This window comes from Streptomyces sp. DT190 (assembly GCF_049846985.1).
Lineage (GTDB): Bacteria > Actinomycetota > Actinomycetes > Streptomycetales > Streptomycetaceae > Streptomyces.
In genome coordinates this window covers 434,896-449,106 of the sequence record NZ_JBNCNM010000001.1, presented here as the reverse complement: position 1 = coordinate 449,106, position 14,211 = coordinate 434,896, and the positions used below count along the sequence as shown (strand labels likewise).

6 protein-coding genes and 2 pseudogenes are annotated in these 14,211 nt (G+C 69.0%); 3 read left to right on the top strand and 5 right to left on the bottom strand.

Annotated elements, in window-relative coordinates:
- Positions 1 to 27 precede the first annotated feature (27 nt).
- Positions 28 to 525, bottom strand: a complete 498-nt coding sequence (locus tag ACPXCS_RS01915; RefSeq protein WP_425946143.1) for an ATP-binding protein — start codon at positions 523 to 525, stop codon at positions 28 to 30.
- Positions 526 to 739: 214 nt separating this feature from the next.
- Between ACPXCS_RS01915 and ACPXCS_RS01910 the strand changes: the two are divergent.
- Together ACPXCS_RS01910 and ACPXCS_RS01905 are read left to right on the top strand one after the other, a co-directional pair.
- Positions 740 to 1,563: pseudogene (locus ACPXCS_RS01910) on the top strand (helix-turn-helix domain-containing protein).
- Positions 1,560 to 1,764: pseudogene (locus tag ACPXCS_RS01905) on the top strand (DUF397 domain-containing protein). Before ACPXCS_RS01910 ends, ACPXCS_RS01905 begins: the two co-directional pseudogenes overlap by 4 nt.
- An 83-nt stretch (positions 1,765 to 1,847) precedes the next feature.
- Here ACPXCS_RS01905 and ACPXCS_RS01900 read toward each other — a convergent pair.
- From ACPXCS_RS01900 to ACPXCS_RS01885, 4 genes are all read right to left on the bottom strand, one after another.
- Positions 1,848 to 6,200 (bottom strand): Eco57I restriction-modification methylase domain-containing protein, encoded by a 4,353-nt coding sequence (locus tag ACPXCS_RS01900; protein WP_425946142.1) that lies wholly within the window; start codon positions 6,198 to 6,200, stop codon positions 1,848 to 1,850.
- Complete coding sequence (gene drmD / locus ACPXCS_RS01895; protein WP_425946141.1) at positions 6,197 to 9,439, bottom strand: DISARM system SNF2-like helicase DrmD; 3,243 nt, start codon at positions 9,437 to 9,439, stop codon at positions 6,197 to 6,199. Before drmD ends, ACPXCS_RS01900 begins: the two co-directional genes overlap by 4 nt.
- 137 nt (positions 9,440 to 9,576) lie before the next feature.
- Positions 9,577 to 10,839, bottom strand: a complete 1,263-nt coding sequence (locus tag ACPXCS_RS01890) for a protein kinase domain-containing protein (protein ID WP_425946140.1) — start codon at positions 10,837 to 10,839, stop codon at positions 9,577 to 9,579.
- A gap of 181 nt (positions 10,840 to 11,020) precedes the next feature.
- Complete coding sequence (locus tag ACPXCS_RS01885) at positions 11,021 to 11,962, bottom strand: serine/threonine-protein kinase (RefSeq protein WP_425946139.1); 942 nt, start codon at positions 11,960 to 11,962, stop codon at positions 11,021 to 11,023.
- Positions 11,963 to 12,103: 141 nt separating this feature from the next.
- Here ACPXCS_RS01885 and ACPXCS_RS01880 point away from each other — a divergent pair, with 141 nt between their 5' ends.
- Positions 12,104 to 14,092, top strand: coding sequence for an N-6 DNA methylase (locus ACPXCS_RS01880; RefSeq protein ID WP_425946138.1), 1,989 nt, complete (start codon positions 12,104 to 12,106; stop codon positions 14,090 to 14,092).
- Positions 14,093 to 14,211 lie beyond the last annotated feature (119 nt).

The following is a 14,211-nucleotide window of genomic DNA, read 5'->3' as shown; positions in this document are numbered from 1 at the left end:
ACGTAGCGCGGACCGGGCGCCGACCTGTCATGTCTCGCATGCCGGGTGGTCGGCCTTCGGAGGGGCCTCGCCGTTGGTGTTGATCTCCGCCCAGATCGTCTTGGTGTACGCGTCGTTGACCGTGCAGCCCCAGTGGTCCGCGTAGGCCTGGACGAGGAGTAGGCCGCGGCCCGAGGTGACGTCGGTGGGCAGGAGCAGGGTTGCCGGGTTCGGTGGCAGGCGTTCTGGGCGGGTGTCCGTCACCTCGATACGGAGGCTGTGCGGCAGGAGCAGCAGCGCGAGGCGGAAGTCGCGGCCAGGGAGGCTGCCGTGGCGGATCGCGTTGGCCGCGAGTTCGGCCGTGATGAGGGCGACGGTTCGGGCGGGGTCCGAGTCGTACGGAAGGTCTGTCCACTCGGTGCATTGCTGCACGGCGAGCTGGCGTGCCAGGCGGGCGCCGCGTCTGGTGCTGCTGAAGCGCAGGGTCAGGTGGTGGGTGGGGGTGTGGGGCGGGCGCGCCTCGTCACTGAGCTGATGTCGTGTCACGGGGCAAGCGTGGGCGGGCGAGTGGTTCGCTGACCAGGTACGACGGCCGTACGTCGTCCTTGCCGTACGGGGTGAGCGGCTGGCCGTTGGCTTGGTTGTACGGGTGCTTGTACGGGCGTTGTACGAGTTCTGGTCGTGCCACCTTGCTTCGGGCCCCGTTGAACATGGCCCGGTGGCGTGCGGGGTGGACGTCGGCACGGAAGGGCGTGAGCGTGTGAAGGCGGTACGGGACGGGCGGAGCGGTCGGGCGTCGAGGGCCAAGGAGGAGACGCCGGATCTGCCGGGCGTGTGGTCGGCGTACGGGGTGCTGCTCCAGCATCTGCGGAAGCGGGCCGGGTTGAACCAGCAGCAGCTCGGGGATGCCATCGGTTACTCGTTGGAGCAGGTCGCCTCGGTCGAGCAGGGGCGGCGGCCGGCGAAGGCGGCGTTCACTGTGGCGGCAGAGCGGGTGTTGGAGGCGGATGGGGTTCTGGAGGTTCTGCAGGACGAGGTGGACCGGGCGAAGTTGCCTCGGTTCTTCCGGAACTTCGCCTTGCTGGAGGCCGAGGCGCTGAGCCGGTTCTCCTACGATCCGCTGCTGGTGCCGGGCTTGTTGCAGACGGAGGGGTACGCGCGGGCGGTGTTCGCCGGCAGCATACGGAAGGGCGACTGAGTCGGCAGAAGCTGCTGACACGGGTGCCGCTCGCCGAGCTGTCGTTCATCATCGCTGAAGAGGCGTTGCGGAATCCCGTGGGCGACGCAAAGGTCATGCGTGGCCAGTGGCAACACCTGCTGGAGGTGGGCCCGTCGCGCAACGTAGAAGTACAGGTCATGCCTGCCGGTTCTGGGTTCCACTCCGGCCTGAACGGACCGTTCGTGCTGCTGGAGACCAAGGAGCACCAGCACCTTGGATACATCGAATCTCAGGAAGTCGGGTGCGTCGTACAAGATCAAGCGGACGTCAGCGCCTTCGGTTTGCGGTATGGCAAGCTGCGATCGCAGGCTCTGAACGCCGTCGAGTCTGCGCGGCTCATCGAACGGCTGGTGGGAGAGACATGAACGTGGAGCAGGTATCCGAGGACATCGGCGGGCTGCGCTGGTTCAAGAGCAGCTACAGCGGGTCGGGGGGCGGCGACTGCGTTGAGGTGGCTGCTGGCCTGGAAGCCGTACGTACGGGACTCGAAGGCTCTGGGCGAGGGGCCGGTACTGCGAGTTGGCCGGGGTGAGTGGGCGGCGTTCGTGGCGCTCGCGGTGCAGTAGGGCCGAGTAAGGTTTCGAGCGGAACAATGGGCTCGCGCACGTCACTTACAGTGACGTGCGCGAGCCCATTGTCAATCTGTCGCTCAGAACAGGGCGCCCTCGGCGCCTTTACCGAAATCCGACCCACCTCGCGCAGCCAGCCGCTCCTTGCGCTTCCGGATCGCCTCAGGAGAGGGCGGGGGCAGGTCGGGGTGCTTCTCCCTCGCCTTCTTTTCAGTCACACCCTTGTGCAGTCCGAGGTGGACCTCGTCGGCGTACGCCTGGTGGTTTAGCTGGCGCAGACGGTCGATGATCTCGGTTCGTGCGAGGAGGCCGATGGTGTACCGGGTCCCCTGATCCGTCTCATGAAAGCCGTGGTCGAGGGGGGCCGTCTCATGGGTCGGGTCTGCCGGTTGGGTCTGCCCGGAGTCGTCCGAGAGGTCGTGCCAGCCGTACGCCTCAACGGTTGCTCGGTCGATCTCCTCGTGGATTCGACGTAGCTCGAGGATGTCCTCGTCCTTGCAGTCCGGACTGTGGAGCAGGTTGTAGGTGGCAGTAAGACCCATGTCACGTGCGAGCATCAGGTCCCGACGGTAGGCGTCAAGCCGGGCACCCGCCGCATTGAGTCTGCTTGTGAACGGTGGGGGAGAAAGGGTTTCGAAGACGTCCGTCGGACTGTAGCTGAGATCTGCCTTCATTGTCGCGCTTCGATTAAGCGCCCACCAGTAATGCGCCGAGCTACTCAAGAAACCCAAAAGTGCGAGATCGTCGGAGGCGAAGACGACCAACTTCTGATCAAACACCTGGCCAGTGGGAACAAGGACCGGCATCACTACTTTACTGACCTGAGCCATGACAATACATTGCCGAAGAGGGGCAAGTGCGGCAGTCATGGCAGGACGCTTCTCGGCATACTGCCAAAAGCGCTGAGGAAGCGGCTTCCTGAGCACGTATTCACCGTTCGGTTTGCGGCGTTGCCTATCCGGTTTCACCAGAGTCAGAATTTGCCTGAATGCCTTGTCGTAACCGGCTGCCCTCTCTTCGCTCCAGTCATGGAAATTGATGACCCATCGCTCGGTGTCATGGCGAGGTCGCCCATTAACCACCTTTCCGTTTAGGTACGGGAAGAGTACGTCTGCATACTTCTGGTCCTCAAGGATCCAGTTACGCGCCTCGGTCGCCGACAGAGTGAAGCCGAGCCCCAGGACGATGGAGCCCTGAAATGAAATATCCCGGTTTCCGGCCAGGCGCTCAGCCCAGAAGGGCTCTCGCGTTGCCGGATTCAGCGAGGTAGAGATCCCGTTCGGCGAGGCTTCTCCATCCAGCACACGAACTGCCTCTGCAGATAGTTGCCGCATACTGGTCCATACAGCACAGTACTCCAGGACTGCAGAGCTTGAGGGCCAAGGTGCACTCTTGACGGCCCTGCGAATAACGACACCAGATCGCTCCAGCCGATCGAGCGCCACTTCCCGGGAGTCCCCTTGCGCAAGGGTGTTCGTGGCGATCAGGCCGGTCTGTCCACCACGGTTCAACAGACCATGCGCGCGCAGCTCGAAGTACGCCACCAGGTCCGCACTTCCTCTTTTCCCTCCGGCCAGGCTATCCACCATGTATTCACGATAGGCTTCGCCCATTGCGCCGGTGAGTTTCTGCCCACCCAGGAACGGCGGGTTCCCCACAATCGCGTCGAAGCCGTCCCGCTTGGTGAACACCTCCGGAAACACCAACGGCCAATGCACCGGCCGCCGCTCCAACGCCCCCTCCGGCAGCTCAACCCCCAACCACTCCTCCGCCGTAACCCGAGCCCCCCTCACCACCTCAGAGTCGTCCTCAACCCCCTCCTCAACGATCTGCCGCACGATCCACGCAGCCCGCGGAAACAGATCCCGAACCCGTTCCCCGCCCTCCTCCTCGTACCAAGGCACCCGCCCCGAAGCACAAGTAGCCAGCGCGGCCCCCGCAATCAGGTCCCCCACCAGCCGCAGCCGCCGCGAATGCCGGTTGACCTCCTCCAGCCGCTCCCGCTTCTCCTGCAGCGCAGGCAGGTCCACGCCCTTGATCGCGGTGATCGCCAACCGCTCCCGCGTCAGCTGATCCACCAACTTCCGCGCCTGCTCGGCCAGAATGTCGGCCTGCTGCCCCGGCTTCATATGCACGGACTGGATCTGCTCCATGCTGTGCACGCCCAGCAGCGAGTCTCCGCATACCAACCGGTCGTCCAGGAACGTGAACGGCCGCCCCGGGTCCATCGACACCAGCCACAGCGACAGCTTCGCCATCTCCACGGCCATCGGGTTGATGTCGACGCCATACAGGCAGTGCTCGATGATCTGCCGCCGGGCCTCGACGACCACCGGGTCCTGCTCCGCGTCCGCCGCCGTCACCGCGTCCACGGCCCGCCCCGCGCGGTACGTCATCGCGTCCGCGCGACCCTCGGACTCCCACGCCTCGATCAGGCGGTCCGCCAGATAGCGGCAGGCCGCCACCAGGAACGCCGCAGAACCCATCGCGATGTCCGAGACCTTCAGGTCCAGGATCTGCTCCGAGGACTTCAGCCGCCACTCCCCCGTGTCCGCCGTCTGGAGCGGCCCCGGCTCGTACACCAGAGGCTCCAGCGCATGCAGCACGACCTCCTCCGCCAGGAAGCGGGGCGTGTAATGCGTCCCCGTGTTCTTCCTCAAGGACGACTCCGTGACGTATAGCGCCCCGTTCGGGATCACCGTCGGCAGGCCCCGCAGGTCATCCCGCAGGATGCCCACGAACGGCAGCAGCCGCTCCGTCAGCACCGCGTCCTTCGTCACCGCGTTCAGCCGGCGCCGGGCCTCGGCCGCATCCTCCGCGCCCAGCGGAGCCAGCTTCTTCTCCAACTGACCCACCGTGGCCGGAGGCTTGGGGTCCTTCCACTTGTCGTGGATCGCCTTGGCCAGCACCTTCACCGATGTCCCCGACGACGTGGCCGCCTTCGCCGCCAGCGACTCCAACTCGCGCAACGGGACCTCGTGTTCAAGACCCTCCGGGCCGATCAGGCCCACCATGTGCTCGGTGGCCCTGCGCCCGTCGTACGACAGCAGGCCCTCATACACGTACCCGATCTGCTCGACGTCCAGCGCCCGGAAGCTGAGCGTGCGGACCTCGCGGTCCTTGCCCTTGCCGACGCGGACCTCCTGCACGGCCTGGAGCATGTGCAGGACCGTGCGGTCGTCGATGGGGAGCAGGGGCGTCGTGCGCTCCAGCCACGGGTACTTATCGGGGTCAAAGATCGAGCCGTCGTAGGCCGGCAGGTGGAAGCCCGAACCCGGGTGGTCCACTCCCCCGTGAACCGCCTGGAACAGGGCGATCAGGCGGTGCCAGGCCGACGTCGTGTGTTCCAGCGACGTCTCGCCCTCCTCGTCCGCCCGCGCCTTCAGCTCATCGCGCAGAAATCGAGCCGAATAGGACCGCGCATACACCTCGTTGTCCGCCGGCAAGAGCCCCCGCTCCTCCGCGAACAGCAGGAACACGACGCGCATCATCACGGCCACCGCGCCCCGGTACACTTCGCCCGAGCTCACGCCGGACGCGTGCAGGCCCGGCGCCCCGTGCTCGACCGCCCGTACGTCCGCCCGCCCTATGGCGTCCACCAGCAGCTCGACCGCCTGCCGGACCTGGATGCCCAGTGCCTCGGTGACGTCCTCGCCCGCCGCCAGGCTTGCCTTCAGCAGGCCCACCAGCGTCTCGGCGTCGTCGTACTCAAAGAACCGGCGGCGGCGCAGCAGGGACACGAACGCGCGCACGACGTTGCGTTCCGCCGCCTCGTTCCAGCCGATCGCATCGAAGACGGCCGTGGTGGTGACGCCGCCCAGTGGGGCCCAGACCAGGCACCACCAGCGGCCGTCGGTGACCAGGCCGAGCGGTACGCCGTGGTGGCGCAGGAGGCGGGCCAGGCGGTCGGCGGGGGCCGCGGACCAGTCGCCGCCACCGCCGACGCGGGCCGTGGGCGCCGTACTGGCGGGGACGGTCATCCCCAGCAGGCGTACTCGCTTGGCCGCCGACTCCACGTCCGGCTCGGCCGCCAGGTCCGTGCCCGGTTCGACCAGCGCGAAGTCGGGGCGGACCGCCGTGTTGTGTTCCGCGACCCGCAGGGTCAGGCGGTCCAGGCCGTGGTGTTCCGACTCGCCCTGGCGGAAGGCAAGCGCGTCGCCCCACTCCAGCAGGCGGCCGAGGACGTACGCCACCCACTCGTCGCGGCCCGCCGTCGTGTCCGTCTGCCAGTCGGCGTGGCGGGCGCGCAGCCTCGCCCGTTCGTCCTTCTCCAGGGCGTCCAGCTGCGGCCAGGCGCGCAGCAGGACCGGCATGGTCAGGAACGGGCCCGAGACCTCGGTCAGGTCCAGCCACTCCTGGTGCTGCCGGCGGCCGTCGGTGGCCTGGGCCTTGGCGGCGGCTGCTCCACGGGTCATGGTGCGGCGGGGGCTCATCGGCGGGCTTCCTTTGCGGGGATCACGAAGACGACGGCGGCGGGGAAGAGGTGGGAGCGGGGCTCGCGGTAGCGGGCGGCGATGGCGGCGAGTTCGCGTTCGCGTTCGGCGGGGAGGCCTTCCAGGCGCTCCTGCCAGCGGCGGCGGTCGTCCTCGAACTGGCGGCGCTCGTGACCGGTCAGCTCGTGGGTGGACAGCAGTGCCAGCTGCTCCCCTTCGCCGTCTCCCTCCTCCTTGAGTTTGGCGCGCAGGGTGGCCTCGAAGCGGTCGAGGGTGGCCGTGATGCGGCGTTCCTCCTCCGCCCGGCGGTCGGCGAGCCTGCTCTCCAGCTGGCGGCCGAGTTCGGCGGCTCGGGCCTCCAGGGAGCGGTAGAGCGGGTCGCGGAGCTTCGGCCAGGCCTCCGTCAGCTCCTTGCGGAGGTGCGGGGCCGCCTCGATGCCGTCGGTGAGCGCCTGGGAGAGGACCCTGCCCTGCTCGCCCACCGACTCCCAGCGGCGGAAGCGGCCGGTGGCACCGAACCAGCCGCCCGCGTACAGGACTTCCTCGTGCAGGCGGGTGCCGTCGGTGCCGACGAGGACGTAGCGGGCGTACGCGGAGACCAGGGTGGTCGTGACGGCCGGGTCGTCGGAGACGACCGCCGTGACGCGGTTGAGGTCGATCAGGTCCGCGTTCCAGACGGCTGCCGTCAGCAAGCGCGTGGAGAGCGCCACCAGCGGGTGCTTGAGGTGGGCGAGGACCACGTCGTCCTTGGCCTGCGCGGCCACCGCCGGGGAGAAGGTGAGCGGACGCTGCTCACCCTCGCGGAGCTTGTGTGCCAGGCCTCGGGTCGCCCGCTCCCAGCTTCCCGACAGGGGCTGGACCTCGAACAGGTCGCCCGGCTGGAAGTCCTCCGCCCGGAACGTGGAGGGCAGGAGCGGGGGCTGGTTGTCCAGTGCCAGGGCGGTGTCGACGACCCGCTTGACGTTCGCCGGGGTCAGGCCCAGCGCGGTCACCGTTTCGTCGTACTGGTCGGCGAGCCGCTTCGTCTGCACCGTGATGTTCTGCTCCGGTGCCACCTCGCCGCCCGTGCGGCGGCCCTTGATCGGCTTGGGTTTGGCGTTCTCGATGTCGACCGGTGCCGTGTCGCCCGTCATGCGGCGCTGTACGGCGTCGGCGAGGACGGCGTTGACGGAGCCGAGGTCGTGCTCCATACGCGCGACCTTCTTGGCCACGCGGGAGAGGAACTCCAGGTCGGCTTCGTAGGAGCCGGCCTGGGCCTGCTGCCAGCCGGAGCCGATGAAGTGAGTGATCTCGGGATCGTGCTTCTGGCCCCAGCGGTCGATGCGGCCGATGCGCTGTTCCAGCTTGTTGGGGTTGAAGGGGATGTCGTAGTTGATGAGGCGGTGGCAGTGGTTCTGGAGGTCGATGCCCTCGCCGGCGGCGTCGGTGGCGAGGAGGATGCGGACCTTGCCCTCCTCGCGGGACGGGTCGGTCTGGAAGCCGAGGCGGATGCGCTCGCGCTCCTCGGCGGACAGGCCGCCGTGCAGGCGCTCTACGCGGCCGCCGTCGGTGAGTTCCTCCTGCTGGAGGAGGTCGTACAGCCACTCCTGGGTGTCGCGGTACTCGGTGAACACCACGACCCGTTCGTTGGTCCACTTCTTGCCGTCGGGGCGGCAGACGGCCTTGAGGGTGCGGATCAGGGTCTCGGCCTTGGAGTCGGGGGCCGCCTCGTGGGTGAGGGCCCAGCGTTCCATCTCCTGGAGCAGGTCCAGTTCCCGGCCGTCCTCCGCCGGGGTCAGCGAGGTGGAGCGGGTCAGCGCGTCGTCCTCGGCGTCGACCAGGCCGGTGTCGTCGAGGTCGGCGACCAGGTCGGCGAACTCCTCCAGCCACTCCGGGACTTCGGCCGCCGCGGAGCGGCCCCGTGCGGGGCCGGTGTCCTCCAGGTGGGACAGGTAGACCTGGACGGTGTGCAGGAAGGCGGCCGGTGAGGAGAACAGGCGCTTCTTGAGCAGGAGGGTCACCAGGTCGGCGGCGCGGCGTCCGCCGCGGGCCTTCGAGGTGAGCTTCTTGCGGCGCAGCTCGGCGAACTCCCCGAGGAGCTGGTGGATCTCGCGTTCCTGCGGTGTGTAGTCGACGGCGAGTTCGAGAGTCTTGCGGGTACGGAAGCGGGGCGTGCCGTCGGCGTTGGTGACGGTCGACTTCAGGCGTCGTACGACGGTGTCCTTGAGCGCTTCCTTGTCGGGGTCGACTCCGCGTGCGAAACGCTGGTCGTCGATGAGTTCCAGGAGCGCCGTGTACGACTCGGGGTAGCCGTTGTGCGGGGTGGCGGAGAGGAAGAGGCGGTGCTCGAAGTGTGGGACGAGGCGCCGGATCAGCTTGGTCTGCTGGGAGTCGACGGCGTACACCTGCTTGGGCGCGGCGGGCGCCACGTGGTGGGCCTCGTCCAGGACGAGCAGGTCGAAGAAGCGCTTGTGCTCGCCGTCGGGGCTCTCCTCGGGCGCGCCGATCACCTCGTCGAGGAGGCGCTGGGCCTTCTGGCCGCGCAGCCAGGGCAGGGAGACGATGGTGAGGGGGTGGACGCGGAAGGGGTTGGCCGCGGTGCCGTGGGTGCGGCGCAGGCGGGCGCAGTGCTCGGAGTCGACGATGGTGAACTCCAGGCCGAACTTCTCGGCCATCTCGTCGCGCCACTTGAGGGTGAGGCCGGCCGGGCAGACGACCATGGTGCGGCGGGCCCGGCCGCGCAGCAGGAGTTCCTGGACGACGAGGCCCGCTTCGATGGTCTTGCCGAGGCCGACGTCGTCGGCGAGGAGCAGGTTGACACGGGGTGCGCCGACGGCTCGGGAAACCGGCTCCAGCTGGTACGGCTCGACGGCGACGCCGGAGCGGAAGGGGGCCTGGAGGGTCTTCGCGTCGGCGGAGGCGACGGCGGACCAGCGAACGGCGTCGAGGAACGCGGCGAGGCGGTTCGGGGAGTCGTAGGTGCCGGTGGAAGCGTCGGGAAGGGAGCCGGCGGGCAGGACGCGGCGGCCGGGCTCGACCTCCCAGATGACGGAGAGCGTGTCGCCGAAACGGCCGTCGGCCACGGACTGGAGGTGGACCAAGGTGGCCGGGCGGCGGTTGTCGTGGCCGTCGGGGGCGGGCGGGGACGGCTCGACACGGGCGACCACCCAGGACTGGCCGCGCACCTCGACCAGGTTGCCCTCTTCGGGGAGCGCCTCCATCTCCGTTCGCTCCCTCTCGCGCTGGGCTGCTGGTGTCATGGGCGCTGTTCCCCTCGGTGTCCTCTGCCGCCGTCCGTAGACAGTGTGCTGTCTCCCCTCCGGAGCGGTGCGACGGCAGGTTAACACTCAGGCATCATCTGTGAACAGAGATTACAAAACTACAGCGGGTTGAGGTGTCAGCCCATCCGGCGAAGCCGCTCCAGCAGTGCCCTGCTGCGGCCGTGCCCAGCTCCGGAAGCGGGCAGGATCGCGTCTTCCTCGTCAGCCAGGCGGCGCAGCAGCTCCGCGGCGGCGCGCCGGTCTCCGGTGCGGATCAGCAGTACGGCAATCTCGTAGCGGGTGTCCAGTACGGCGGGGTGGCCGGGTCCGAGCAGGCTGCGCAGTTCGGCGAGGACCGACTTCAGCTCATCCAGAGCCTCCCGGGTGCGCCCGAGCGCGCCCACGCACAGGGCGGCCCCGGCTCGTGCGGCGAGCAGGCCCGCGCGGTCGAGACCAGGGGCGGCCATCAGGTCCCGGTACTCCTCCAGGGCGCGGGCCGGGCGGCCGGCGCGGCGCAGGGCCTCGATCTCCGCGAGGCGCGGATGAGCGGGCGCGGCCTCGGCGGCGGGAGCCGGCCGGGGCGCCCAGGCGGCGAGCAGGGCGGCTACCTCCGCCGCGGAGGCGGGCCGGTCCTCAGGCTTCTTCTCCAGCAGCCGCTCGACCAGTGTCCGCAGGCCGTCCGGTACGTCGGGGCGTCGGTCGGCGAGCGGCGGGACAAGCTCGTTGGCGTGCCGGTGGTACAGCATGAAGGGGCTGCCGTCGGTGAAGGGCGGTGTGCCGGCGAGCAGTTCGTACAGGACGCAGCCCAGCGAGTAGAGGTCACTGGCGGGCACTGTTTGACCCACCGCCTGTTCGGGCGCCATGTAGACGACCGTGCCGGGAGTGGCGTTGGAGGCGGTGAAGCGGGTCTCGCCGGGCTCGGGCTCGAGAGCGGCGGCGACCCCGAAGTCCAGGACCTTGACCGCCCCGTCGGGTGTGATCATCAGGTTGGACGGTTTGAGATCACGGTGCACGACGCCCTGACCGTGGGCGTAGGACAGTACCTCGGCCGTGCGGCGGGCGACGTCCGCGGCACGCTCGATGGCGAACGGGCCGTCGTTCTTGAGGACGGCGTCCAGGGCGCGGCCCGGGACGAGGTCCATGACCAGGTACAGCTCGCCCTCGTGGTTGCCGTGATCATGGACGGCGGGGACGCCCGGGTGGCGCAGGCGGCCGGTCAGGCGGATCTCCCGCAGGAAACGGCGTTCCAGAGTGCTTGGCTCGGCGCCCCGGCCGCGGGTCGCGAGTACCTTGACGGCCACTTCCCGCTGGTGATCGCGGTCGTGCGCCGCCCAGACGACACCCATGCCGCCCCGGCCCAGTTCGTGCGTGAGCTCGTACCGCCCCAGGCTCCGCCGCATTCGTGCCCCGTCCCCAGTCCCGGCGCCCGCCGCGCCCGTCACCGCCCCGTGGCCGGGAACCTCACGGCATCCGGCCGACGAGCCATTCTCTCACTGGTCACGGCAGTCCCATACCTCCCAAGGGCAGAAAGGTGGCTCATACAGTCGCCCCTTCTCTGCTGTCAGGGACGGCGGGTCCGGCTCACCGGGGCACCGGGCCCTGCGGGACCAGGAACGGGCGGCGGGGGTCCTCGGACACCGTGCGTGTGACGGCCAGCTCGGGGCGCGGCTCCGGCAGGTGGGGTGCGAGGGCCGCGTAGACCTCGGCGGCGGAGGAGGGGCGGTCGTCGGGCCGCTTGGCGAGCAGGGCCGTGACCAGGTCCTGGAGGTCGCCTGGCACGTCCACCCCGAAGTCGGCGACGAGGGGCGGGGGTGAGGCGAGATGGTGTGAGGCCAGGAGTGCCGGCTGATGGGCGGGGAAGGGAGTCTCGCCCGTCAGCATGTGGTGCAGCAGGCAGCCCACGGCATACAGGTCGCTGCGGCCGTCCAGCCGGTCCCGCCCCGACAGCAGCTCTGGGGACGCGCAGAAGAGGTTGCCAATGCCCTCACCCGTCGCCGTCAGGCGGGGGTCGGTGTCACTGAGCAGTTTGACGAGTCCGAAGTCCAGGATCTTCACGATGCCGTCCCGCCGGACCATGATGTTCTGTGTCTTCAGGTCGCGGTGGACGAGGCCGGCCGCATGAACGGCGGACAGCCCTGCGCACAGCTGGGCGGTGACAGCGACCGCCGACGGGATGTCAAACCGCCCGTCGTCCTGCTGATCGAAGAGGTACTCAAGAGTGGTGCCCTCGATCAGCTCCATCACCAGCCAGCACGTGTCGTCCGTGAGGGACGCGTCGAAGACGGTGGCGATGTTCACGTGGTCCAGGCGTGCCGCCGCCCGTGTCTCCCGGCTGAACCGGCTCAGGGCCGCCTCGCGACTGCTCGCCACGGCCAACACCTCAGTGGCCACGGTCTTCACGGCGACGGGCCGGTCGAGGGGCAGGTCGCGTCCCTGCCACACCTGCCCCATCACGCCCCGGCCCAGGACCGACTCCAGCCGATAGCGGTCACAGAGCACCAATCCTGGCGCGAGAACCGGCATATTTCTTGACCTCCACATTTCCCACACATCAGGGTGGAACGCGGACCCTGTGAACACAGTCAATGAGCGTAGTAGCCTTCCCAGCAGTACGGCCGCTGGGACGCCGACCAGCCCAGCCGCCCAGCCCTCGGAGACTGATCGATGAGTACCCCCGACGTCGTACCCGTCAGCCTGGCCGAGATTGCCCGGATCGCAGGCGTCGGGCGAGCCGCGGTGAGCAACTGGCGCCGCCGCCATGACTCCTTCCCCACCCGGATCGGAGGCACCGATGTCAGCCCGCAGTTCTCGCTGGCCGAGGTCGAGCAGTGGCTGCGGGACAACGGGAAGCTGAAGGGCATCGGCGGCCGAGAGTTCCTCTGGCCGCGTTTCGAGGCACTGGGCAGTATGAACGAGTCGGGTCTGGCGGTCGCCGAGGCGGCTCGCCGGATGCGTTCCTCCCGGGCGCGCATCGCCCGTCCCGAACTTTCCGAGCAGGCCCGAGGCCTGGTCGCCGAGGCGGCGAAGCTGGGGCGCACGGAGGGGCCGCGCGAGACCTTCGAATTCCTGCTGCAGCGGTGGCTGGATACCCATGTCCGGCAGCTCAGCACCACGCCGCCGCATCTGGCCACGCTGATGGCGCGCATCGCCCTCTCCGTCCGGCGCGACGCAGGCGACGGCGGGCTGACCGTGCTCGATCCGGCGTGCGGCACGGGACACCTGGCCGCCGCGGCCGCGCAGGAGTACGACCGTCCAGGCCTGGAACTGTTCGCCTGTGAACTGGACGCCGCGCTCGCCGCGCTGGCGTCCGCCCGTCTCGAGTTTGTCGCGGAGGACCGTGACATCCGTACCCGTGTCGCCACGGCCGACGCGCTACGGGAGGACCCCTTCGCCGGCACCAAGGCCGACATCGCGCTCTGCAACCCCCCGTTCAACGAACGTGACTGGGGCTATGAGGAGCTCGCCACCGACCAGCGCTGGGCGCACGGGCTGCCCCCACGGACCGAACCCGAACTGGCCTGGGTACAGCACCTGCTCTCGCATCTCAAGCCCGGCGGTGTCGCGGTGGCCGTCCTTCCGCCGGCGGTCGCGTCACGCAAGGCGGGCCGGCGTATCCGCGGTTCGCTGCTGCGCACCGGAGTGCTCCGGGCGGTCGTGTCCCTGCCGCCCGGCAGCGCCCAACCGCACAGTGTCTCCTTGCAGCTGTGGATACTCCAGGCAGCAGCGGACGACCCTGCCACCGCACCACCAAGCCAGGACGCCCTCCTGGTGGATGCCACCCGTTTCGCACGACCCGGATCACGCGAACCGAGCCCCGACTGGGACGCTCTCGGATCGTTCGTCCTCACCGCGATCGCGACCCTGAACCGCCCGGACCAAGACCCGCCGGAGGGTGCGGTTCGCGTCCCCTTGCTGGACCTGCTGGACGACGAAGTGGACGTCACCCCAGGTCGCTACACCGCGTCGACGGCGGAGCCTTCCCACACGGAACTCCTGGCGAGCTGGGGCGAGTTCGGGTCATTGCTGACGGATCTGGCCGATCACGCGCAGCACCTGTCCAGCCTCGACTTCGAGGCCGCGGCCACCCCGCAGACCACCGCGACGGTGGGAGACCTGGTCAAAGCGGGCGCCCTGACGTTGCGCGCCGGGCAGCAACTGCTGGAGACGGTCACTCCGACCGGCGGAGCCGCCGTGCCCCTCCTCACCATCGCTGACCTCCTGCACGACGGCAGTCCGGGAGGGCTCCTGCCCACCGACTCGGCCCAGGCCATCGCCGAGGAGGGTGACGTCGTGGTAGCCGGAGTGATCCGGGCCTTCAGGGCGTGGGTCCACGAAGGACCACCGCTGGCACTGGGCCCTCAGCTCTACGCCTTGCGGGTGGACCCCGAGAAGCTGGATGCCCACTTTCTCGCCGGATGTCTGCGCGCACCGGCCAACGGGCGCCAGGCAGGCACCCACGCCTCCAGTTCGTCCCGGGTCGACATCCGACGTCTCCAGGTACTGCAGCTTCCCTTGGAGAGGCAGAGGGTGTACGCCGGGACATTCCGTCGTCTCAGATCCTTCGAAGCGCTCGTCACCAAAGCCGAGAGTGCCGGTAGAGGGTTGGTGAGCGACATGAGTGACCGCCTCTCGGCAGGTCGGTTGACTATCTGACCCGCACTGGCCAAGGCGGCTATCAATCCTGAACCGTTTCCGGGCCTGCGATCCGCTCCCAGGCCTGGGGGGCGCTATTTGCGCTGATACACGACGTGACATCGATGTACCACCGACAG